The 24,860-nt window shown below is 34.5% G+C and carries 19 protein-coding genes; 17 read left to right on the forward strand and 2 right to left on the reverse strand.

The window, feature by feature from the left end; translation table 11 throughout:
- The first annotated feature begins 24 nt into the window (after positions 1-24).
- The 12 genes from AAYQ05_RS21035 (at position 25) to AAYQ05_RS21090 (ending at position 12,180) form a co-directional block, all read left to right on the forward strand.
- Positions 25-1,263 (forward strand): TolC family protein, encoded by a 1,239-nt coding sequence (locus tag AAYQ05_RS21035; protein ID WP_343545228.1) that lies wholly within the window; start codon positions 25-27, stop codon positions 1,261-1,263.
- 11 nt (positions 1,264-1,274) lie between these two features.
- Complete coding sequence (locus tag AAYQ05_RS21040) at positions 1,275-2,177, forward strand: HlyD family secretion protein (RefSeq protein ID WP_343545229.1); 903 nt, start codon at positions 1,275-1,277, stop codon at positions 2,175-2,177.
- Between the two features lie 11 nt (positions 2,178-2,188).
- Entirely contained in the window at positions 2,189-3,139 is a 951-nt protein-coding gene (locus AAYQ05_RS21045; protein ID WP_343545230.1) for an ABC transporter ATP-binding protein, read from the forward strand.
- Positions 3,129-3,872, forward strand: coding sequence for an ABC transporter ATP-binding protein (locus AAYQ05_RS21050; protein ID WP_343545231.1), 744 nt, complete (start codon positions 3,129-3,131; stop codon positions 3,870-3,872). Before AAYQ05_RS21045 ends, AAYQ05_RS21050 begins: the two co-directional genes overlap by 11 nt.
- Before the next feature lies 1 nt (position 3,873).
- Positions 3,874-4,980, forward strand: coding sequence for an ABC transporter permease (locus tag AAYQ05_RS21055; protein WP_343545248.1), 1,107 nt, complete (start codon positions 3,874-3,876; stop codon positions 4,978-4,980).
- A complete protein-coding gene (locus tag AAYQ05_RS21060) occupies positions 4,977-6,101 on the forward strand; it encodes an ABC transporter permease (RefSeq protein WP_281633155.1) in 1,125 nt (374 codons plus the stop codon). Before AAYQ05_RS21055 ends, AAYQ05_RS21060 begins: the two co-directional genes overlap by 4 nt.
- Positions 6,102-6,369: 268 nt before the next feature.
- Positions 6,370-6,903, forward strand: a complete 534-nt coding sequence (locus AAYQ05_RS21065; RefSeq protein ID WP_343545232.1) for a hypothetical protein — start codon at positions 6,370-6,372, stop codon at positions 6,901-6,903.
- A gap of 18 nt (positions 6,904-6,921) precedes the next feature.
- Positions 6,922-7,158 carry a bacteriocin immunity protein gene (locus AAYQ05_RS21070; RefSeq protein ID WP_343545233.1) on the forward strand — a complete coding sequence of 79 codons (237 nt, stop codon included), beginning with the start codon at positions 6,922-6,924 and terminating at the stop codon, positions 7,156-7,158.
- Positions 7,159-7,246: 88 nt separating this feature from the next.
- Positions 7,247-8,083: a hypothetical protein gene (locus AAYQ05_RS21075; RefSeq protein WP_343545234.1), complete on the forward strand. Its 837-nt coding sequence runs from the start codon at positions 7,247-7,249 to the stop codon at positions 8,081-8,083.
- A 30-nt stretch (positions 8,084-8,113) separates the two neighbouring features.
- Positions 8,114-9,415 (forward strand): IPT/TIG domain-containing protein, encoded by a 1,302-nt coding sequence (locus AAYQ05_RS21080; RefSeq protein ID WP_343545235.1) that lies wholly within the window; start codon positions 8,114-8,116, stop codon positions 9,413-9,415.
- Positions 9,416-9,453: 38 nt separating this feature from the next.
- A complete protein-coding gene (locus AAYQ05_RS21085) occupies positions 9,454-10,497 on the forward strand; it encodes a hypothetical protein (RefSeq protein WP_343545236.1) in 1,044 nt (347 codons plus the stop codon).
- Positions 10,498-10,779: 282 nt separating this feature from the next.
- Entirely contained in the window at positions 10,780-12,180 is a 1,401-nt protein-coding gene (locus tag AAYQ05_RS21090) for a DHA2 family efflux MFS transporter permease subunit (protein WP_343545237.1), read from the forward strand.
- Positions 12,181-12,397: 217 nt separating this feature from the next.
- Here the strand turns inward: AAYQ05_RS21090 and AAYQ05_RS21095 are convergent, their stop codons facing one another.
- Together AAYQ05_RS21095 and AAYQ05_RS21100 are read right to left on the reverse strand one after the other, a co-directional pair.
- Complete coding sequence (locus tag AAYQ05_RS21095; protein WP_343545238.1) at positions 12,398-13,219, reverse strand: hypothetical protein; 822 nt, start codon at positions 13,217-13,219, stop codon at positions 12,398-12,400.
- 90 nt (positions 13,220-13,309) lie between these two features.
- Complete coding sequence (locus tag AAYQ05_RS21100) at positions 13,310-14,110, reverse strand: helix-turn-helix domain-containing protein (protein WP_343545240.1); 801 nt, start codon at positions 14,108-14,110, stop codon at positions 13,310-13,312.
- Positions 14,111-14,431: 321 nt separating this feature from the next.
- Between AAYQ05_RS21100 and lhpI the strand changes: the two genes are divergently transcribed.
- The 5 genes from lhpI to AAYQ05_RS21125 all read left to right on the forward strand — a co-directional run.
- Positions 14,432-15,406 (forward strand): bifunctional Delta(1)-pyrroline-2-carboxylate/Delta(1)-piperideine-2-carboxylate reductase, encoded by a 975-nt coding sequence (gene lhpI, locus AAYQ05_RS21105; RefSeq protein WP_343545241.1) that lies wholly within the window; start codon positions 14,432-14,434, stop codon positions 15,404-15,406.
- Positions 15,399-16,466 carry a proline racemase family protein gene (locus AAYQ05_RS21110; protein WP_343545243.1) on the forward strand — a complete coding sequence of 356 codons (1,068 nt, stop codon included), beginning with the start codon at positions 15,399-15,401 and terminating at the stop codon, positions 16,464-16,466. The genes lhpI and AAYQ05_RS21110 overlap by 8 nt, the downstream gene beginning before the upstream one ends.
- A 1,113-nt stretch (positions 16,467-17,579) precedes the next feature.
- Positions 17,580-18,491 carry a PorP/SprF family type IX secretion system membrane protein gene (locus tag AAYQ05_RS21115; RefSeq protein WP_343545244.1) on the forward strand — a complete coding sequence of 304 codons (912 nt, stop codon included), beginning with the start codon at positions 17,580-17,582 and terminating at the stop codon, positions 18,489-18,491.
- 11 nt (positions 18,492-18,502) lie between these two features.
- Positions 18,503-20,446, forward strand: coding sequence for an OmpA family protein (locus AAYQ05_RS21120; RefSeq protein ID WP_343545245.1), 1,944 nt, complete (start codon positions 18,503-18,505; stop codon positions 20,444-20,446).
- Positions 20,447-20,502: 56 nt separating this feature from the next.
- On the forward strand, positions 20,503-24,860 hold a 4,358-nt coding region (locus AAYQ05_RS21125; RefSeq protein ID WP_343545246.1), incomplete at its 3' end, for a beta strand repeat-containing protein.

The raw sequence follows: 24,860 nt of genomic DNA on the forward strand, positions 1-24,860 counted from the left end.
AACTAGAAGTTAATTTTATATACGATGAGGAAATTATACTTTAAATATATAGGAATCTTGTTCTTTATAACTTCACAGGCACAGACTTTGACAATTGATCAGAGTTATCAGCTTGCCGTTGAAAATTATCCTTTAATCAAACAATATGAGCTAATAGAAAAAAGTAAAGAATATACTTTGAGTAATGCGAATAAAGCCTATTTGCCTCAGATAAGCTTAACTGCAATTGAAGGATATGTTTTTGGAGATTTCCCAACTTTGGGTGGTTCTGGTAATGACAGCAAATTTAAGTTTATTGGTCTCGGGCAAGTCAATCAGGTTATTTGGGATGGAGGAGCCACTAAGACACAGAAAAAGATAATTAATGCCTCTTCAGAGATTGATAAAGCTTCTCTAGAAGTTTCGCTTTACGATTTACGTTCTCGGGTAAATCAGCTTTATTTTGGCATATTGCTTATCGACGAGCAATTGAAACAGCTGCAGATACAAAACAGTATTATTGCCAATAATATTGATAAGGTTAAAAAACTTCATGAAAATGGTTTAGCATATAAAACTGATGTTGATGAAATGAAAGCCGAACAGCTCAATCTCAGCAGACAGAAAAAAGACTTTGAGTATACTAAATCGGGCTATCAAACCATGCTTTCTTATTTGATTGGGAAAAATATCAATCAGGAAAAATTGGGAAAGCCTTTAAATTCTTCCAGTATTGACACCATAATCAAACGTCCCGAGCAGCAGCTTTTTGCCAATCAGCGTAATCTGGTAACTGCACAATCTGATATGCAGAAAGTAAGTCTTATGCCCAAAGTCGGATTATTAGGAGCGGGTATCGCATTGGCACCAGGGATTAATTTAGGCGCTAATAAAATTTCTACGGTTGGCGTTGCCGGATTAAGCATTGGATGGGACATAAACGGGTTGTATAAAAACTCCAATGAAAAACAGCTGAAAGAGCAGAATTTGAAAAAAATAGAATTGCAGGAAGAAACTTTTTTATTTAATACGAGATTTCAAATGAATCAAAAAACAGCAGATATCGAAAGACAAAAAGCCATTTTGAAAGACGATGATGAAATTGTAAAACTTCGTCAGACTATTCGCGAAGGATATCAGCTGAAATACGACACTGGCGCTGGCCCATTGATCGATTTGCTGAATGCAACCGAAAAAGAGGGAAATGCACGTGCAGAAAAAGCATTGCACGAAATTCAATTGCTTATGACAGAATACGAGTATCAGACAATCAAAGGAAATTAATACTATACATTATGAAAAAGATAAAGCTTTTATATTTTCTTATTCCAGCAATATTCATGTTTTCCTGCAACGATAAAGAAAATGATTTTGATGCTTCAGGATCTTTTGAAGCTGTTGAAACCATTATGTCAGCAGAAGCAAACGGACAGATTTTACAATTAAATGTAGAAGAAGGTCAGCAATTAAAAGCAGGACAAAAAGTAGGTTTTATAGATAGTACACAACTTGCTATAAACAAAATGCAATTACGCCAGAATGAAAAAGCGATTCTTAGCGGAAGGCCGCAAATACAAATTCAGACCGAAAGTTTAAAAAGACAGCTTGATAATGCCATTTTAGACCGAAATAGAACTGAAAAATTGGTAAAAGGCGGAGTGGCTTCCCAAAAACAATTAGATGATATAAATTCTAAAGTCGCTGCTCTACAAGCTCAGATAAAGGCTCAGAAAAGCTCATTGGAAACTACAAATGAAAATTTAACTCAACAAGGAAATACGGTTGGTGTTCAGTTAAAAGGAATTGAAGATCAATTGAGTAAAAGTGTAATTGTGAATCCGATAAAAGGAACCGTTTTGGCAAAATATGCTGAGCAATACGAAATGGCGGTAATTGGAAAACCGTTATATAAAATTGCCAATCTTGAAATACTTGATTTGAGAGCTTATATTACAGGAGCACAATTGCCTCAAATAAAAATGGGACAGCAGGTAAAAGTGCGTATTGATCAAGGCGAAAAGAAATACAAAGAATATCAGGGAACAATTGGCTGGATTTCGGACAAATCGGAGTTTTCTCCAAAAACAATTCCGACAAAAGACGAACGCGCCAACTTGGTTTATGCTATAAAAGTAAGGGTGAAAAATGATGGATATTTGAAAATTGGTATGTACGGAGAAGTCCTTTGGTCCAAATAAAACAATAATTTATGCCTGCAGTTACATTAAAAAATATTACTAAAAAGTATGGTGATTTTGTCGCTGTAGATGAGGTGTCTTTTGAAGTGAAGAAAGGAGAACTTTTTGGACTAATTGGCCCAGATGGTGCGGGAAAAACTTCAATCTTTCGAATCTTAACGACATTGCTTCTTGCAGAAGGGGGCACAGCAACTGTTGAAGGTCATGATATTGTAAAAGAGTTTCAGGAAATTAGAAATAAAGTAGGTTACATGCCTGGAAAATTTTCTTTATATCAGGATTTGACAGTAAAAGAAAACCTCGAATTTTTTGCCACTATTTTCGGTACTACAATTGAAGAAAATTATGATCTGATTAAAGATATTTACGATCAGATAAAACCTTTTAATGACAGACGTGCTGGAAAACTTTCGGGAGGAATGAAACAAAAATTGGCTTTATGCTGTGCGCTAATTCATAAACCTGAAGTGTTATTTTTAGATGAACCCACTACTGGTGTTGATGTAGTTTCAAGAAGTGAGTTTTGGGAAATGCTGGCAAAACTTAAAAAGCAAAATATCACAATTGTAGTGTCAACTCCTTACATGGATGAAGCAAAATTATGCGACCGCATTGCTCTTATTCAAAACGGAAAAATAATGACAGTCGATGAGCCACAGCAAATTATAAAAAGTTTTCCTAAAACACTTTTTGCGGTCAAAGCAAAAAATATTTATAAGCTTTTGCAAAATCTTAGAACTGAAAAAGAAATCGAAAATTGTGATGCTTTTGGAGAATTTCTTCATCTTACTTTAGTCTCAGAGAAAGCAGATGAAGAAAAAATTAAAACTATCGCTCAAAAATACAATCCAGAAGATTTAGAAGTAAAAAAAACAGAACCTACTATTGAGGACAGTTTTATTCGTCTAATGCGAGAACAAGACAATTCTAAAGAACCAAAAGAAATGTTAGATGGAAAATAAAGCTATAATTTGTAAAGATCTGACCAAACAATTTGGAGATTTCAAGGCGGTTGATAAAATTAGTTTTGAAGTGAATGAAGGGGAGATTTTTGGTTTTTTAGGAGCCAATGGTGCAGGAAAAACTACGGCTATGCGAATTCTCTGCGGACTTTCTTTTCCAACTTCTGGAGAAGCTCATGTAGCTGGATTTGATGTTTACAAACAACAGGAAAAAATCAAGAAGAATATAGGTTATATGAGTCAGAAGTTTTCGCTGTATGATAATCTGACTATTTTAGAAAATATTGAATTTTTTGCCGGCGTTTATGGCGTTTCAAAATCTGAAATTAAAGAAAGAAGCAAGGATCTGATTTTGACTTTAGGACTGGAAAAAGAGGCGAAAAAAGTGGTTGGAGGATTGCCTTTAGGATGGAAACAAAAATTGGCTTTTTCTGTTGCAGTTTTTCATCGTCCTAAAATTGTTTTTCTAGACGAACCTACAGGAGGCGTTGACCCAATAACAAGACGTCAGTTTTGGGAAATGATTTATCAGGCTGCAGCTGACGGAATTACGGTTTTCGTCACCACACATTATATGGATGAAGCCGAATATTGTGATAGAATCAGTATAATGGTTGATGGGCGTGTGGCGGCAATAGATTCTCCATCGGCCTTAAAAAAACGTTTCAATGCCGTTTCTATGGATGAGGTTTTTTATGAATTGGCTCGAAATGCCAAAAGAACATCAGATTAGTATGAAAAGATTATTGGCTTTTATCCGAAAAGAATTTTATCATGTTTTCAGAGATCAAAGAACGCTTTTGATTCTCTTTGGACTTCCTGTTGTGCAGATCATTCTTTTTGGTTTTGCCTTGAGCAACGAAGTCAAAAATATAGGAATCGCCATTCAGGATAATTCACACGATATTCATACCGAAAAAATGATAAGAAAGATACAGTCCAGTTCTTATTTTCATGTCGAAAATCCGATCTTGAATTACAATGATATTGAAAATAGATTCAAGGACGGAAGCATAAAATGTGCAGTTATTTTTCCGTCCAATTTTGGTTCTGATGTACAGCGTCTCGGAGGAGCAAAAATTCAGGTAATTGCAGATGCATCAGATCCCAATACGGCAACAATTGTGACTAATTATCTAAACGCCATTATTAGAGATTATCAGCAGGAACTAAATCCGTCTGCGAAATTAAATTATCAAATAATTCCAGAGCTAAGACAGCTTTATAACGAAGAGCAAAACGGTTCGCTTAATTTTATTCCTGGCGTAATTGCCTTGATTTTTATGATTGTCAGCACAGCTTTGACTTCTGTTTCTGTTGTGCGCGAAAAAGAGCTCGGAACCATGGAAATTTTGCTTGTGTCTCCTTTCAAGCCCATCATGGTTTTAATCGCAAAAGCAATTCCGTATTTAGTGCTTTCTATAATCAATTTCATATTGATTATTCTTCTTTCGGTATATCTGCTGGATGTTGAAATTAAAGGGAGTTTCTTGCTTCTTTTTGCAGAGAGTATTTTGTTTATTATCACTTGTCTTTCTCTTGGTTTGCTTATCTCAAACGTAACCGATTCGCAACAGACCGCAATGCTTATATCCATGATGGGAATGATGCTGCCAACTTTACTGCTTACAGGATTTATGTTTCCGTTAGAAAATATGCCTTGGATATTTCAGGCTATTTCTCATTTAATTCCGTCTCATTATTACTATATCATTGTAAAAGCTGTAATGCTCAAAGGTTTGGGGTTTTCTTACATCTGGAAGGAAACTTTAATATTGGCTGTAATGACTGTTGTATTGCTGACAATATCTTTGAAGAAATTTAAAATTAGACTGTCATGAAAGTGCTGGGTTTTATATTACAGAAAGAATTTCGCCAGATATTTAGAGACAAAACCATACTGGCTATGATGTTTTTTGTTCCGATTTTTCAGCTCATTATTTTGCCTTTGGCTGCTAATTTTGAAGTGAAAAGTGTAAACATTGTTTATGTAGATCACGATCACAGCTCTTATTCTCAAAAATTAATTAATAAAATCGGTTCTTCAGGATATTTTCATATTGTTGGAGCTCCATCTTCTTATCTAGAAGGCTTGGAGTTTATTGAAAGAGAAGATGCTGACTTAATTTTAGAAATTCCTTCTGGATTTGAACGAAACTTGGTAAGAGAAGGCAGTCAGAAAGTAAATATCGCCGCAGACGCCATTAATGGAACGAAATCAAATATCGGAAATGCTTATTTAAATGTTGTCTTGGCAGATTTTAGCAACGATCTTGATATACGGTATAAATTACCGCCACAATCTGCTTCTGTTTCACCATCCTTAATTACTTTGAACAGTACAAATTGGTACAACCCGAGAGCAGAATATAAGTACTATATGGTTCCAGGAATCCTAGTTTTACTCCTCACTTTGATTGGCGGATTTATTACGGCACTAAATATTGTAAAAGAAAAAGAAATTGGTACAATTGAACAGATTAATGTAACGCCAATTCAGAAATGGCAATTTATTCTAGGCAAACTCATTCCTTTTTGGATTGTCGGAATGATTGTATTTACAGTAGGCCTTATCGTAATGTATTTGATTTATGGAATTTTTCCGCAAGGAAGTTTCTTAGTATTATATCTTTTTGCAGGAGTTTATCTGACCGCTTTGTTAGGATTAGGACTTTTGATTTCGACATTTGCAGATACACAATTGCAAGCTATGTTTATTGCGTATTTCTTTATGATGATTTTTATGCTCATGAGCGGATTTTTTACCAGTACCGACAGTATGCCGAATTGGGCAAGAATTTTTTCAGAATTTACTCCTGTAACACATTTTATAAAAGTGGTTCGTCTTATTGTTTTGAAAGGAAGTGGCTTACAGGAAGTTGGAACAGAACTTTTGTACTTGCTTATTTTCGCCATTGTGCTAAATGCATTGGCTATTTATAACTATAGAAAAACAAGTTAAATTAATTTTCAGGAATTTGTATAAATCAATAGTAAGCGCTTCCTCAGCAAGAAATGTTAAAGAAAAACATTGAAAATGATTTTTTTTTGATTTTAATTCGTAAGAAAAAAAAGGTAAAATTTAATGTATGCTGTTATATGTTAGTGTATTATCTTTTTCTTTTTACGTGTTTTTACATTGCAGTACGGGAAACCGTATTTAAATCATAATTTTAAAAACTACTTTTGTTTTTTTAACATAGAAATAATTACATCTTATGCCCCCAAATATGTATATTTTTTTCTTCTTTTTATTTATATCGTTATACTATTCACATACCAAAAGCGCTGCTGTTATCGTAAATGCCAGAGCGCAAAAGGATAGAATCTTAATTCGCTGGGCTGTTAATTCTCCAATCGAATGGCAGAAAGCAAATAAAAAAGGATTTACAATTACCAGAACTACAGTTTTAAGTGACGGGAATGTTCTGTCTCAACCAGAAAAAAGTCATCTTACCCCAAGACCATTAACTCCTGAACCATTATATTCTTGGATCGATTTTGTTCAAAAAGATAATAAGGTTGACATTGCGGAAAAACTAAATTATACATCTAACATTGAAGGGTGCCGTTTTGTTGATGAAGATGCGTTTGTTAAAATTTCAAATGATAAAAAAATAGCTTTTGCATCAGATATTATAGTAGAATATTTGGAGGGCTTCATTGATATTCAAAATGTTGATAAGAGTAGAATTCATCTGGCTCAAGAGAAAATAAAGGTAAAAAGTAGTTTTCCGCTACTAGTACGTGAATATTACTCATGAACAAATACAATTGTGGCAATGACAAGAGAAGAATTAATCGAATTGGGTAGAAAAATAGTAAACTGTGAAGGAACTGAAGAAGAAATAAACTCTATGTATGAGTTGTTTAATAATAATGTTCCTCATCCAAATGGAGCAAATTTATTTTATTATCCTGAAAATTATAATGCTAGAAAGTTTAGTATAGCAGAATATAATCCGACAGTTGAAGAAGTGGTAGATAAAGCTTTGGCTTACAAATCGATTCAGTTATAAAAGTGAGGCCTCTCGTAGTATGGGGTTATTGCTCATAAAATGTAAAGCGACATTAAATAATAAAAAAACAAAAAATAAAAATTTAAATATGAAAAAAAATCTTTTAACTCTATTAGTAATATTAATTGGAGCATGCGGTTTTGCACAAAAATTAAAAATTGACAAAGGAGAAATACAGCTAGATGAAAAAACAATTGGTTTTGTAGAGGGAAAAAAACCGCTTTTTACCATTTTTAGCTTAGATAAAAATTATTCAATTACGGCAGAACTAAAGAAAGCCCCAAACGAAGAGTCTTTGGTATTGCCATGGATTGAACTTAAAGATCTAGCGACAGGAAAAACTAACGAATTAGAATTTAAGAACAAAAGCAGAAAATTTAGTGCTTTCAATTATGATCGCAGTATTATCTACGAACTCTTAGACAGAGGTATGATAGGAGCAGAAGGTTTAAACAAAGAAACAATTGAAAGTTTTATCAACGGTGAATCAGCAGGTATAGCCGCAAAACGTTTAGGAGTTCAAGGAGAAGTGGATAATGCAAATAAAATAGCCGATACGTACCAATTAACAATTGATGATTCAGGAACAATTTATAGCATTAAAGCACAAAATCAAAATCCAGACGATAAAAGAATTGGGTTTGTAAGAGTGACATCGCCTTCTTCAAATGGAGATTTAAAATATGAAGTTTTAGATCTTAATAGTAACTTAATCGGAACTTGGTTTGCCAGAGGGGGAATGTTCTCAGGATATGATAAACTTCTGAACGAACAGGTAATCACTTTTGACAAAAAAGTGATGAAAGCAACCTTTGATAATAGAGGAAATCCTATAGGCTATAAAATGAGTAAAGATATTACAGCTATGAATATTGTTAGAGTATTAGTTGGAAATGGCTATACTTTAGGAAGTAAGGTTAAATAAAATAATGAATTAGTATACAAAATGATAAAAATGAAGAAAAGAGTTTTATTAGCAGTAATGTTACAGCTTTTTATGGTGTTAGGAGGTTGTAGTTCAGATTCAGGAGATGGTGCAACACCAGAACCGCCAGTTGTGGTAGTAAAAAACCCAAAAATGATTTCCTATTCTAAAAATTCTGGTGAAGTTGGTGAAACAATTACAATCAATGGAGAAAACTTTCCTGATAAAGTTAGTGACGTCAAAATAACATTTGATGGAATTTCAGCAACAATTGTTTCATCGACAGCTACTGAAATTAAGTTTGTTTTGCCACAAACTGAAAAAATATTGCCAAGAATTATTTTAAAAATTCAAGACAAAGAGATCTATAATGGAATCACGGATGGTTATGGTGGAAGTATTGCTATTTTGCCAGCTCGTTCACTGACAAATTGGGTAACGCAAGAAAATACTTTAAAGGAAGATGGGGGAATACCACGCCTTATCGCTATTAGTGATAAAGTAATCTATGTAAATTCTGATAGAAATGGAGCTGGTGTTTACAGAACATTAGATGGTGGAGTTACCTGGAACCGTTGGGCACTTAATGGCTTTGGTGCTGGATTTTATGCAACTAAAAATGACGAAGGATGGTCGCACACCGGTTTTGGAGTTTCAAAAATTGGAAAAGGTGGGTACTACGGAATTGATACATTCGGAAATTTTGGTGGCGCAAAGGATATTCAAACTTCGTATTGCATGTATGTTGATGATAGCATGACAAGGGGAACGATGGTTACACAATTTGGAGATGTCTATGTAACCTCTAATGGGGTTGACTTTACAAAAGCTTATGATGCACATTTAGACGAGCAAGGTTATGATCGTGGATTTGCGAATAAATCTTTTGAGATTGATAATGAGCATATTTGGATAGGTGGACAAAAAACGGTATCGACAATAAATTATCCGTATGTTTTATTTAAAAATAATGAAACAGACGGTTGGAAAGAACATTACTTAAAAAATGAACCAAATTCTTCAGCTGTACAAATAGCTTTTACAGATAAGATAAATGGTTTTGTTTTAATTAGTAATGCAACAATTTACAAAACCAAAAATGGTGGTGATACTTGGGAAAAAAATTATACTGGAGAAAAATTTACAAAATTTACGTTTAAAGATGCCAATACAGGTTGGGCAATTTTAGATAACAAGATTTATAAAACAGTAGATGGAGCTAAAACATGGACTCTTGATTACACACATGATCAATCTATAAAAACAATTGCTTTTAAAGACAATGTTGTTTGGGCTATTTCTACAGATAAGATCATCAAGCGTTATCTGTAATTTCTTTAAATAATTTAAAAATGTATAAACATATAAAAATGAGAAAAGGTATTTTATTAGTAGTACTGCAGTTTTTTTTAATACTAAGTAGCTGTTCAGGTCCAGAAAGTCAGCCGGGAGGAATGCCTGAAGAGAAAGGGGAAATAAAAGCAGATTACATAACAAGTTTCTTTATCAATGACTTTGTTGTTGGCGCTGATAATACACTTTATAGTATTGGGCAAACTAACGACGAAAAAGGATATTACGTAAGTTTAAAAAAGACTGATCTTGATGGTAAAGAAACTACGCTTAAAAATCTTGATCTTGCAACTTACACATTTGCTAGACTTGCTTTAGCAAATAATGGAGATCTTCTATTGGTAGCAAAAGGGAATAATGAGCCAAATCAGGATAAGATAATGCGTTTCGAAAATAACTTTTCGGAGTTGAACCCATTTTATACTATGAAACCAATAAGTTCTCCATTTGCTAGTAAGATTAATCTTTTTCGTATCTGTAATAATAACGATAATACTTATTTTGTTTTTGACTTGAGTGCAAGAAATATAAAACGAGTTTTACCAGAGTTAAACGGAGATGTTTTTGTTGCTGGTTCGGGTAAAGAGGAAATAAAAGATGGTACAGGGCTAGATGCAAGTTTTGCTGCTGTAACAAAAATAATTAGCTTGAATAGTGTTTTGTATTTAATTGATGAAGTTTATGATCCAAGTACAGGGACTTACAAAAACTCTGCGATTAGAAAATTAGAATATGTAAACAATGAGTGGAAAGTAACAACTCTAGTTTCGGTAACAAATGGTGATCATTTTTCGGATCTTACTTTTGATACAAAAAATGAGTTGTACGTAGTAAATGCTGGAAAAGGAATCTTTAAATTAAATCTTCAGAATAATAGTCTGTCTCTTTATAAAGATGGAGATTTAAGAGTAAAAGCATCCACTTCCGGTAGAGGGGTTTACTCTTCTTTCAAATACACTGAAATGCTTAAGTTTAAAGGAAACGATATTTATTTGCTAGTTTCTGGGAACTTAATTAAAATCTCTGACTTTCAAGCAAAATTTGCAGCTGCAGAAAAATAATATAAAAGAAAGCACTGCGGTTTTATAAATAACTGCTGCGCTTTAAAATGCTCTGAACGAAAAATACTTTATTCCTATTTATTGCTGTTACTTCTTGTTATCAAGAAACCGCTATAACCATAGAAAATGAATTACGACTTCGTATGTCGTCAGGTAAAAACAAAAAACCGTTTGAATATTTCAAACGGTTTTTTGTTTTTATAATCCAATTAGGATTTTTCTTAATTAAGTTTTTTTTCTTAATTTTCATAAGCTATAAATTGAGTTTCTATCTAAAACTATATGATGCTAAACGATAAAGAAGAAAAAAAAGAGCAAAATGCGGTTCGTCTGCTTCCTTGGGTAACGGCAATTGCTATGTTTATACAATCCTTAGATGGCACTATTCTGAATACTTCGCTTCCTTCAATAGCTGGAGATATGGGATATTCTCCAACAGAAATGCACTCCGTTATTGTAACTTATACGCTTACACTGGCAATGTTTATTCCGCTTTCTGGATGGCTGGCAGACAAATTTGGCACAAGAACGATGTTTATGATTGCCGTATTTTTATTTATTATGGGATCTTTATTTTGCGCACTTTCTACCGATTTAAAATCTTTTAATATGGCTCGCGTTCTGCAGGCAGTTGGAGCTTCAATGATGGTTCCAGTTGCGCGATTGGCTATTTTGTATCAATATCCGAAAAGTGAACTGCTCAAAACGATGAATTTTATAACTGTATTTGGGTTGTTAGGAATGGTTGCTGGTCCAAGTTTAGGAGGGTTTCTTTCTGATAATTTAAGCTGGCATTGGATATTTTTGGTGAATATCCCTATTGGTATTATCGGAATTTCGATGGCATATCGAATAATGCCAAATTTTAAACATGCCGTTGGAAGGTTCGATTTTAGAGGTTTGATGTATTTTAGCTTAGCGCTGATTTCTATCACTTTGGTTTTAGAACTTATAGGAGACGAAAGAACTCATATGATTGTGATTTTAAGTTTATTATTTCTATCTGGGCTGCTTTCACTTTTTTATTATATCCATTATAAAAGAACTGAAAAACCTATAATTGATTTGCATCTTCTAAATATCAGAACCTTAAAAATTGGATTAATTGGCAGTTTGATCACCAGATTGGGAATAGGCGGATTGCCGTTACTATTGCCACTTATGCTCCAGACAAGTTTTGGCTATTCGGCTTCTGTATCGGGACTATTGCTGTTGCCTTCGGCCTTGTCAAATGTAGCTGTAAAACCATTTATGGTAAGTATTATAAAGTTTTTTGGTTATAGAACAGTATTAATAAGCAACACCATTCTGTTAGGAATTATATTGATTGTTCTAGGTTTTGTAACAAAAGAAACACCACTGGGCTACTATATTTTACTGATGATATTTTATGGAGCTTTTACTTCTGTGCAAATGTCGGCAATGAATACCATAACACTTTCAGATTTGGATCAAGACACAGCGAGCGGAGGAAATACAATGCTAGTAATTATGCAGCAGCTTTCGGTTAGTTTTGGAGTTTCTGTTTCTAGTCTTGCACTTTCGTTATTTCAGACAGGTATTTTTGATTTAAACACAGACAAAGCATTTAAATATACTTTTATTACATTGGCTATTTTCACTATTCTGTCTAGCTATACCTTTTCTAAGTTAAGTAAAACAGATGGAGAAGGGTATATGTAATTGTGGAGATTTTATAAGTTTAAAAAAGTAATCGTAAAATTGGAATAATAAATACGTTGCAGATTAATTTAGAGATATTAGAAAGTCTTTAAACATACCAAAAATAAAACCTTAAAAGAACCTATAGAATTCTTTTAAGGTTTTTTTTGAACAAAGATAAAGCTGATTTATTCTTCATCATCTTCATCAGGTCTTTAATGTTTTCTCAGATTTGTTTTTATCTAATTCTTATAAATTTTAGATCATCGGTAGTGGTTGTTATGATTAAATTAGATTTTAATAACTTATATTTTCCTTTTAGATACTCTTTTGTTTTATTCTGTTTATCCTTTGTTTTTAATGTTAAAGAATCTTTTGTAAACGAGTATTCTCCATTTACGGTGCTTTTTAAATGATCTGTTTTGTTAATTTGAAAATTATTCAGATTCTCAAAATGTAATCTTTCTTTTGTTTGAAGATTTTCCCAAGTTCCATAAAATTCATCCTGCGACATGTATTCTTTCTTCAAAATACTGAACATGATAAAGAAACCAATGAATACAGCGGGAATATAAATGAATTTAATGATGCTAATCTTGTTTACCCATTTTGGTCTGTCGCTATTCTGGAACAATGGTGATTCTTCTAAAAAATATTTGTAAAAAACTTTGTAATCAGAGAAAAATACAAACAATGCCATTAGAGTTAATGTTATTGCAATTTCTTTTGCATTAATATCATAAGCATAATCTGTTAGAAGAATATTGATCATAAAACTTAGGAAAAGAACAATTCCAATTCTGGTCGTTTTTCTAAAAAAGAGTAGGAGTGAGCTTATAATCTGCGTAACGGCAATAACAATTGGGTACCAATAGCAATAGCCATAATAATACCAAGTAAGACGGAAACCATCTAAAGAGCCAATTGGCATATCGTATACGCTTGGCTGTGATACAAATTGGGTTTTTAATATTTTGCCGTAAGCATATAAAATTATAATTGTAGCTAGAAAATATCGACAGAATGTGTGTAAGTAAAGATGGGTTTTTTGCCAGTTCATGTTTTTTGGGATTTTTTTATTTCATATAGATTTCGAACTTGGTAAAAGTAGATTAACCCAAAATTGTAGAATTGTACAAATGGAAACTGTTTAGACAAACAGCCAGATATTTTCTTTTTCTGTATCTATGTTTTTGAAAAATATTTGGGGATTCCTATTGGTTAACTCTTTAAAATTGCGAATAAAATGAGATTGATCATAAAAATCATACTGAGATAATTCGGAAAAATTCTTGCTTTCTTTCTGTTTAAGAATTGAATTTCTAAAGCGGTGTATTTTTCGATATTCTGAAGGCGATTTACCAATGTGTTTTGTGAATATTTTATTCAAATATTGCCTGCTTATTTGGTGTTTTTGCGCAATTTCTTCAATCTTCTCATCAGTTTCAATAGCCTCAAGTATTTTTTCGATTAAAGAAAATTTTTTGATTTGTAATTTAGAAAGCAGATAATTTTCAAGTTCCTGACTTTGTCTGTCTTTGGCTAGACTGAAAATTTCAATCATTTTATCATTAAAGTCAGGTATGAAAGTAAAATCTAAAATAGTTCCTTCTGAAAAAATATTTTTTGAATTGGGTAAAAATTGACTTATTCCTAATGGCTTAAAGTAAATAGTAACTTCATTTATAAGCTCCTTGTAATGGATTTTCATCGGTTTGGTATAACGAGAAACTACACATGTCATTATGTTTTTTATTGGCGATGACTTTATAATAACTTCGTTGTTTTGTACTTCAACGTCTAAATCTTCATTTGTGGTTAAAATGCAGAAATTATTAGGGAAAGTGAAATATTGTATAGATCCTGAATTTTTATCTTTTGAAATAAAGTAATATCCCTCAATATATTTTTTTAAAGTTTCATTTTTAGGCTGATAAAAATTCAGGTTCATTTGATTCTCTTTTGAGATAATTATTAAAATTTGATTTTTTTGAAAGGCATTGATAAAACTAAAATAACAAAAAAAACTTGTATAACTAACTTTGATGGCATGGTAAGTAGATTCATTTTTTTTGAGTATGTATTATTCTTCTTTTCGAATTGAAGACTACTTCAATAGAATCTTTTTTTGATTTTCTATCCAATGAACAATAGTAACGAAGTAGATAATTGGTATTATATTAACCCTAAATTGACCTATATTATCTGATTTTAGGTGAAATAGTATTGCGATAAAATAATCTTCTATTTTTAATGAAATTTCAAAAAATACATGGAACCAATACAGTTTATTTCAGATCATTTCATTGAAGAAAAATGCAATTTTAAGGAACTTATAGAAAGGCTTCGGACTGGGTTTTCGACCCCAGACATCAAAGTGCCTATGCGTCATCATCATGATTATCCTAGTCCAGAAGAAGGTAAAGATTCTACACTATTGTTAATGCCAGCGTTTCAGGCGGGTAAAGATTTAGGAGTAAAAATAGTCACTGTAAGTCCTAATAATGGCAAATTTGACTTGCCTTCAATTCAAGGAACTTACATTTATCTCGATGGGCATAAAGGAAATATAAAAGCAATTCTAGAAGCAAAATCACTGACAGGTAAACGTACTGCGGCAACATCTGCTTTAGCGAGCAGTTACCTCTCGCGAAAAGATGCTTCGTCTATGCTGATGATTGGTACAGGAGCGCTGGCTATTAATTTAATTAAAGCGCATGCAAGTGTTAGACCGATAAAAGAAGTTTACGTTTGGGGAAGAACTATAGAAAAAGCACAAATGGTGTGCGATGCCTTCAAAAAATCTTCTCTGATCTGTAAACCAGTTTCAACTATAGAAGAAGTTATTTCTCAAGTTGCCATTATTTCAACGGCGACTTTATCGCCTGTTCCTCTTGTTTTTGGTAAATGGCTCAAACCAGGACAGCATTTAGATCTTGTTGGAGCATATAAAAAGGACATGCGTGAGGCCGATGATGAAGCGGTCTTAAAATCAAGTATTTTTCTTGATACATATCAAGGCGGACTAAAAGAAAGCGGCGATATCTTGATTCCCCTTGCGAATGGAATTATCACCAAAGAAACAATCAAAGCAGATTTGTTTGAACTGTGCAGTAATACAAAGCAAGGCAGAACTTCGGATACCGAAATCACTTATTTTAAGTCTGTTGGACATGCTTTAGAAGATCTTGTTGCAGCAGGATATTTTTATGAAGAATATAATTTAAAAACACAAAAAAATGTCTAATACCTACCAAAATATTTGTAATAATATAGATTATAAAGCAGACGCCTCTATACTGCAAATCAAAACAATCGATATGCATACAGGTGGTGAGCCTTTACGCGTAATTGTTTCTGGTTTTCCCAAACTAAAAGGAAATACCGTTTTAGAATACCGAAGAGATATAAAAGAAAACTACGATTATTTAAGAACAGCATTGATGTTTGAGCCACGAGGTCATGCTGATATGTATGGCTGTATTTTACTTCCGCCAAACGATGAAGATGCAGATTTTGGAATTCTTTTTATGCATAATGAAGGATACAGCAGTATGTGTGGTCATGCAATTATTGCGATAAGTACTCTTGCAGCAAAAATGAATTGGATCAAAGTAAAAGAAGGTGAGAATGAATTAAAAATTGATGCGCCATGCGGCCGAATTTTTTCATTTGTGACCGTATTAAATGGAGAAGTAACAGGAGTGAGGTTTCATTGTGTGCCGAGTTTTGTCGTAGGTTTAGATCGTGTAGTCAATGTTCCGGGCATTGGTGATATTGTTTATGATTTGGCTTATGGCGGTGCTTTTTATGCTTATGTAGATTTGAGAAAAAATACACGTTTGAATTTTGGTTTAACCGAAGAGAATTACAGAGCGATTATTCAAAACGGCATCGACATAAAACATGCCGTAATGAATCGTGATAAAGAAATTCAGCATCCATTTGAAGAAGATTTGAGCTTTTTATACGGAACTATTTTTATCGATGAACCGATAAATATTTCAAATCATAGCCGAAATGTTTGTGTGTTTGCCGATGGAGAAGTAGATCGGTCTCCAACAGGTTCTGGTGTTTCTGGAAGAGTTGCTATTGAAAAAGCTAGAGATGCTATAAACTTAAATGAGTTTATTACCATAGAAAGCATTACCGGAAGTACTTTTAAAGGATCTCTTGTTAGAGAGGAAAAATTTGGGCCTTTTAAAGCTGTAATTCCACAAGTTGAGGGGACAGCTTTTGTGACAGGCATAAATACATTTTTAATAGATCCAAAAGACCCAATGAAAAACGGTTTTATACTTAGATAAATAAAAAAAACTGCAATCTACTTAGGATTTGCAGTTTTTTATTTTTAGTTCCATTGTACAAAAAGACCTAATCTCTGACTAGGATTTTTTGCAGTGAGATGAAGCTCCTTTTTTAATGTTTTATTAGCTACATATTAATCATTTAGAATATTATATTTTAAGTTTCCAATTGTGTTTTTGACATTAATCTCAGAAAACCTCATGATGATATCAAACTCATCAGCGAACTTTTGTATAAAACGCATCTCGCTAAATTCAATTTTGGATTCTTCGATAAACAAGAGTTGTTAGCTTTCTTAATTTCTGTGGTTGCTGTGTTTAGGTATAATTCTGTGGCGCATTTTTCCGAATGTTAAATGTGCCACGATGCCACCGTAGAGATTTTGTACGTTTTTAGAAAAATTGAAAAGCACAAAAAAATAAAAAAAGCTCGATTTAGTGTCATTAGTGTTAAAGTGTAAAAAAAAATAATCTAAATAATTGATTATCAATATAAAAGTTTTAGATTTGTAAGAGGTTTAATACTATTATTGAAGTTTATCAACTTTCGTAGTCAGAGATTTTATATAATAGTATGATTGAGCGAGTAGATTAACTACTCAAATTTTAAATCTTTAGAGATCTTAAAATTATTTTGTTTGATTTTTTCTTAATGCAGACTGCTAACCAGTTCTCATTTTAAAAGAAATGATATGAGAATTAGATTTCCTTATTTTATCTGATCAGTAAAATGAGTTATTATTAAGTGAATTTTCTGCCCTCAAATTTTTTGCCTACCCCATCATAAATCAATTCATGATAAACTTAATTGGTTTGTCATCGATTTTTGGCCCCACTTTTTTTGAGTCATTTTGTACTTAAAATGTAAGATTCTTTATTAGCCAAACCAATTGAAGCCTTATAATAAAGTGTTGATACGCTTTATATTTTCCAAACCGGATATTACACTCCTGTAATTTTTATCATTTCCCTTTGATTTAGTCTTTAAGATTCCAATAAAGCTGTTGGAACTAATTTGACTAATCAGACATGTATTTTATTGATTTTGTTGAAGAGCGTCAGTTCTTATGACTAATTCGTCATGCCTTAATGTTAAATTTAAAAATTTGAAAGATGAGGAAAAAAATACTTTTTTACATATTTCTATTTGGATATTGCGGCAGTTATGCACAGCAGGACGCACAGTATACGCAATATATGTATAATACCATAAACATAAATCCGGCCTACGCTGGTTCTCGTGGCGTGCTTAGTATTTTTGCATTGCATCGCGACCAATGGGTAGGGTTAGATGGTGCACCAAAAACAAATACAATTTCTGTAAATACTCCGATAAACAATAGCAATATTGGAATTGGCGCGTCTTTAGTCAATGACAAAATTGGACCTACAAATGAAAATGAGTTTTCTGTAGATTTATCTTATACTATTCCGACTTCCGAAACTTGGAAACTTTCTTTTGGGATTAAAGGCTCGGTAGATGTTTTTAATATTGACGCAAGTAAGCTAAATCCTGAAAATCAAGGTGATCCTCAATTTCAAAACTTAGACAGCGATGTATCTCCAAATATAGGAGCTGGAATTTATTGGCATTCAGATCGAGCTTATATTGGATTGTCTGTCCCCAACTTTATTCAGACCAACAGATATGACGACAATGATGTAGCAATTTATAAAGACAAAATAAATTACTACTTGATGGGCGGTTATGTTTTCAATTTTTCTCAGGAAATAAAATTTAAACCAGCATTGTTGACAAAAATGGTAGAGGGAGCGCCGCTTCAGGTTGATGTATCCGCTAACTTTTTATTCTTTGAAAAACTGACATTAGGAGTTGCCTATCGTTGGGACGCCGCTGTGAGTGCCATGGCTGGATTTCAAATCACAGATGGATTATATATTGGGTATGGATACGATCAAGAAACCACCAAATTAAGGAACTATAATTCTGGCTCGCACGAAATATTTCTGCGCTATGAATTCTTCATAAACAATGGCAAAATCACAACTCCTCGTTTCTTCTAAAAAAAAGTATCATGAAAAACTATACACTACTTTTCCTTACAGCTGTAAGTACTTTTTCTTTTGGCAGTTATGCGCAGCAAGCCAAAGTAAATTCCGGAGATAAAAAATACGATAACTACGCCTATGTCGATGCCATAAAAACATACGAAAAAGTAGCCAATAAAGGATACAAGTCTGAGGATATGTTCAAAAAACTTGGAAACTCCTATTATTTTAATTCCGATTTCGCAGGCGCTGCAAAATGGTATGGCGAGTTGTTTGCAATGAATACAGCCGTTGAACCAGAGTATTACTACAGATATGCACAATCACTAAAATCAATAGGCGAGGTTGACAAAGCAAATAAACTTATGGATGATTTTTATCTTAAATCAAAAAATGACAACAGAGGCAAACTTTATAAGGACGATGTCAATTATTTAGATGTAATAAAATCAAATTCGGGAAGATATAAAATTGAAGATGCCGGGGTAAACAGCAAATACTCAGACTACGGATCATTTGTTTACAATAACAAACTTTATTTTGCTTCTGCTAGAGATACCGGAAATTTTACACAGCGAAAACATAAGTGGACCGGCGAATATTTTACGAATATCTACAATGCAGATCTTGACGCTGAAACAGGAAAATCGACAAAAGTAAATAAGTTTAAATCTGCGATTAATACCAAATTTCACGAAGCTTCTCCCGTTTTTACACGTGATGGAAAAACGGTTTATTTCACTAGAAATAATTACCTCAACGGAAAAAAAGGAAAAGATGAGAACAAGACTACCTTTATAAAAATCTATAAAGCCACGTTAGATAAAGATAATAAATGGTCAAATATTACTGAACTTCCTTTTAACAGCAATACATACAGTGTGGCGCATCCTGCCTTAAGTCCCGATGAAAAAACACTTTATTTTGCTTCTGATATGCCAGGTACAATCGGACAATCTGATTTGTATAAAGTCAGCATAAATTCGAACGGTGGCTATGGTACTCCAGAAAATCTTGGTCATACAATCAACACAGAAGGAAAAGAAACATTCCCGTATGTAACGAGTGAAAATGAGATTTATTTTTCATCAGATGGACATCCTGGTTTAGGAGGTTTGGATGTTTTTGTTGCTAATATTGATTCAAATGGCAAAATAAGCAATGTTCAAAATATAGGTTCAGATGTTAATTCACCCAAAGATGATTTTGCTTATATCATTGACCCTACGACCCGAAAAGGATATTTTAGTTCAAATAAAGACGGGGGTCATGGTTCTGATGACATCTATAGTTTCTTAGAAACTAGAAGACTTAATTGTATTCAGGAACTTTATGGCGTCATAACCGATGTTCAAACAGGAGCAGTTTTGCCAGAAACTAAGGTTACTTTGTTTGACGATCAAATGGCTGTTAAAAATACTACCATTTCAGACGATTCTGGAAATTATTCTTTTTCTGTAGAATGCGGTAAATCGTATCAGGTCCGAGCTGAAAAAGCAGAATATGAAACTAAAGAAGTAGCCATAACTATTCCCAAAAATAACGGAAAAACCAGCTTACCAATCGCTTTAGACAGAAGCATTTGCAAGGTAACTGTTGGCGATGATCTAGGAGTTTGTTTTGGTATAAAAATGATCTACTTTGATTTGGACAAATCCAATATTAGAACAGAAGCGGCTATAGATTTAGAAAAAATATTAGCGGTATTGAATGAGTATCCTAAAATGAAACTTGATATTCGTTCGCATACTGATAGTAGAGCATCACATCAATATAATGACGCTTTATCTGACCGAAGAGCAAAATCAACAATTAATTGGTTGATTAAAAATGGCGTAAAAGCCGATCGCTTGACTGGAAAAGGATACGGAGAGACACAACTTGTCAATAAATGTTCAGATGGGGTTCAATGTACCGAAGAAGAACATCAAGCCAATAGACGAAGCGAATTTATAATTACTGCTTTGTAATTCTGGCTACAACTTATCTGAAAGAAAAAAATATAGCACACTAAAATTTATCGATAATGAAAAATACAGTTAAAATCTTATTAGTATTTATTACAGTGTTTTTAATAACAAGTGTATCTGCTCAAACGAATTACAGTTTTTCAATTGCTGATATTTTAAGCTCAATGCCAAATGGAAAAAGAATGCCTGATGGAACTATTGTAAAAGCGCAGATGATAACTACAGGTAGCGCCACACATTCTACAGGAGCTGCGGGTTCAGGAACCGCGGGACCAGATATTGGAGGATTGTTCACTGGAATTACGCTTCCGGCTTATGTTGGAGACAAAACACCAACAAATTTCACCAAAATTCAAATGGCGAATACGCAGAATGCCGATAACGGAATGGGAAATAACTGTACAAACAGTATTGGTTTTAGAATTTATTTCAGCCGACCTATTTCCAGCATTAATTTTCTTGCTTTGGACATCGATGGTGTTCACGGAACACCAAATGGAAACGCTGAATGGGTTGCTTTTTTTGGTTATGATGGCAATACGTATGTTCCATATATCATCAGCGGACCCACAACACAGCTTACAAATCAAACAATCAATACTTCTGCAGCAGGTCATAGCTGGAGAACTTTAGTAAGCAATTCAATTGGTGCCACAGCCGCGGCTGCATTGCCTAATAATATGACTATTAGAAGACAAACAACTAGTGGAGGATCTGGTACTCCTGATGATTTAAACCATCAGGTTTTATTTACTCCACCATCAACGAGTACTAAAGTAACTGATTTCTTTTTGATGACAGGAATTTGGAGTGTTACTGGTCAAGCCAATGTTCAAGCATCAGGTTTAAGTCCGATAGTAATAACCATTAGTTCAGATTTTGGAGATGCGCCAGATAGTTATAAAACATTATTAGCCTCCGGAGGACCCTCTCACGGCGTTGTTGGAACACTTATTTTAGGAGACACTAATTATACAGAGCCAGATGGTTCGCCATCTGTATTGGCAGACGCTTCTGTTGATGATGATGGAATTCAGACCATTCCACCATTGACAAACAATGGACAATTAATCAGCAGTTATACAGTTGCTACTACTTTTCACAATAATACAGGACTGCCCGCAAATTATGTGGCGTGGATTGACTGGAATAATGACGGCGTATTTCAGCCTTCAGAAGGAACTAGCGCAACAACGCCGGCAGGAACATTGACAGGAAGCGTTAATCTTACTTGGAACAATGTTACTTTGACTAACACAGCGGGTCATGCCAGAACTTATTTAAGAGTAAGAACAACTACAGAATCCATTACCACCTCGGATACTGGCGGCGCATTCATGGATGGAGAAGTCGAAGATTACGCAATTGGACTTCCAGCCGCTACGCCAGATGTGGCTTGTTTTAATGTTGGAAGCTCTTCAGGTGCTATAAACATTTTGTCCAATGATACTACTGGAAATACAATTGTACCCTCAACAGTAAGTTTGGTAAATCCGGGAACGGGAACAAATATTATTACTGATGGAGAAGGGGATATTGTTGCAATAACTATTCTGGGGGAAGGAGTTTGGAAAGTTAATTCAGCTGGTCAGGTTACCTTTGAACCTCAATCCAGTAGTGTAATTGCTCCAACTCCAATGGCATATAATGGCAGAGATACAGATGGGAACATTTCAAATAATGCACTCATTACGTTGACGGCTGCAAGCGTACCAGTTGATGCAACGGTTTCCGCTCAAGGATGTTTTCCAACGACACTAACAGCAACTGCGAGCGTTCCTACAGGTCAATCTGTAGTTTGGTATGATGCCGCGGTTGGTGGAAATATAGTAGCTTCTCCAATACTCAGTACTGTTGGAACTGTCACATATTACGCGCAAGGAAATAATGGCACTTGTACTACTTCTGTAAGGACTGCGGTAACTTTGACTATAACAGCGCCTCCAAATGCTGGAAATTTATCGGGAACGCAAAATATTTGCCAAGGAACAACAACAACTTTTAGTTCTGATGGTAATGCGGGTGGCTCATGGTCAAGTCTCGACACAACGATCGCAACTGTTGACAGCAGTGGTATCGTAACAGGATTATTGGCAGGTACAACAACAATAACTTATACAGTTAGTGGAACAGGAGGTTGTGCCGATGTATCATCTATAAGATCAGTTACGGTTGAAGATGCTGCAGAATCAGGTATAATATCTGGAAATCAGGATATCTGTGTTAGCGGTACTTCTGCATTAACTTCGACTGGAACTCCCGGTGGATTATGGGAAAGTGAAGATATAACAATTGCGACGGTTGATGCAAGTGGTGTAGTAACGGGCGTTGCACGCGGTACAACAAATATAAAATATACAATAATACAAACCGGAAGTTGTCCAGTTATACCTTCTGTTTATTCTGTAAATATTATTCAAGCTAATCCGGGGACTTTATCAGGAAAACAGAATTTATGTCCTGGAGATACAACCCTTTTTTCTACTGATGGCGACCCGGGCGGACTTTGGAGTACAGATTTTCCTGGTATTGCCACTGTAGATGCAAATGGGGTAATTACTGGTATTGGACCGGGAACTGCAACAATTACCTATACGATAACTGGCTTGAGTGGCTGTCCATCAGCTGCAACAACAAGAATGATTACTGTAGATGTTAATGCCTCTGCTGTAGCATCTGATATTACGGGTGCAGACAGTGCAGTCTGTCCCGGCGATAGTGCTACGCTAACGGTAAGTACATCGACTATTGGTATTCCTACCTTTACATGGTATGCTGATCAAACCAGTACGACAGCAATTAATACTGGTACAACGTATACTGTTTCTCCAATCTCAACTACAACGTATTATGTAAGTGTAAAAGGTAATGATGTCTGTGAGAATGAAATCAATAATAGAAAACCCATTACAGTAACAATAAATTCTTTAGGGCTTGATTCTGATATAGTAAGTACCGACGCAACAATATGTGCTGGTTCTTCTACAGCACTGGCAGTTTCATCAACTACCGTGACCACGCCCGTTTTTAGATGGTATGCTGATCAAACAAGTGCTACAGTTCTCTTCACTGGATATACTTATACTGTTTCTCCAGCCGTAACTACAACATATTATGTAAGTGTAAGCGGGGACGGAGTTTGTGAAAATGCAGTAAATACAAGAAAAGCAGTAACCGTGACTGTAAATACTTTGGCTTTGGATTCAGATATCGCTGCTGCGGATGAAACAATTTGCGCAGGATCTTCCGTGAGTCTTGTTGCCTCAACAACCAATGTTGCCACGCCCGTTTTTAGATGGTATGCAGACCAGACAAGTATTACAGTTTTGAGTACTGGAAATACTTATAACGTTTCTCCAGCATCAACGACAACGTATTATGTCAGTGTGAGCGGTGACGGAGTCTGCGAGAACGCTATTAATACACGAAAAGTCGTTGTTGTGAATGTTGATCCTTTAGGAATTGCTACCGATATCACCACCGCTGATACTACAACATGTCCAGGCGAAGCTTCAGTTCTTAGTGCTTCGTCAACAGTCACTTCTCCAATTTTTAGATGGTATTCGGATCAAACGACAACAACAGTATTAAATATTGGAAACACTTATACGGTATCTCCAACAATAAATACAACTTATTATATAAGTGTTAGCGGAGACAATGTTTGTGAAAATGCACCAAATACAAGAAAGCCTGTAACAGTTACTATGAATCCTTTGGCAACGGCGGCAGATATAGATGCAGCTGATCAAACCATTTGTTTGGGTGATATCGCAATTTTGACTGCTTCATCAACAATTGCCAATCCAGAATTTATTTGGTATGCTGATCAAACTTCTCCGGATCCGCTATCAGTTGGAGCGGTATATGATCCTTCGCCACAAACCACGACTACCTATTATGTTAGTGTGAGAGGAACTAATATTTGCGATGATGCCATCAACACTAGAAAAGCGGTTGTAGTAAATGTCAACAGATTAGGCTTGGATTCTGATATCACAGCCTCCGATGCTGTCATTTGCGCGGATTCATCAGCTTCGCTTGCAGCTTCAGCTACTGGAATAACAAATCCAGTTTTCAGATGGTATGCGGATCAGACAAGTACCACAGTATTAAATACAGCAGATACTTATACTGTAACTCCGGCAACAACGACAACGTATTATGTTAGCGTAAGCGGTGACGGAGTCTGTGAAAACGCGATCAACACTAGAAAAGCGGTTGTTGTAACTGTGAATAGATTAGGTTTGGATGCTGATATCACGGCTTCAAATGCAGTAATTTGTGCGGGTTCATCGACTGCGCTCACAGCTTCAACAACTATTACAACACCAATTTTTAGATGGTATGCGGATCAGACAACGACTACGGCGCTATTTACAGGAGATACTTATAGCGTAACACCTGCAATAAC

The organism is Flavobacterium movens, from assembly GCF_039581425.1.
Classification (GTDB): Bacteria; Bacteroidota; Bacteroidia; order Flavobacteriales; family Flavobacteriaceae; genus Flavobacterium; species Flavobacterium luteolum.